Raw genomic sequence first — 255 nt, 5'->3', positions numbered from 1 at the left:
CAAAGGATATTGACTATCCAAAGGAAACAGCGCAACAGAAATGCGAATACTGCAAGTCCAATGGATTGCGCTGTCTGTCTTATGTTCATTGCTGCTGTCATTTTGGGTGTCGTTTGTCAAGTTCTACAATTCTGTCAATTCTTCCGTACAATATCTTGCGGAGTGCCGTCTTGTCCATAGCCTTGTATTCTCTCCATTGTCCGTACTGGCTTACAAGGAATGTCCTCAGTATGTCGGAGAAGTCAAACCGCCATC

Annotated in this window: 1 pseudogene; it reads right to left on the bottom strand. The window is 44.3% G+C overall.

What is annotated here, in order from left to right:
- Window positions 1-97 precede the first annotated feature (97 nt).
- Window positions 98-255, bottom strand: a pseudogene (locus tag I6E24_RS17045) (molybdenum ABC transporter ATP-binding protein); the annotation flags it as partial.

The organism is Bacteroides caecigallinarum (genome assembly GCF_021530995.1).
Classification (GTDB): domain Bacteria; phylum Bacteroidota; class Bacteroidia; order Bacteroidales; family Bacteroidaceae; genus Phocaeicola; species Phocaeicola faecigallinarum.
Note: the sequence above shows the minus strand (reverse complement) of the source record. Positions and strands in the feature narration are given on the sequence as shown.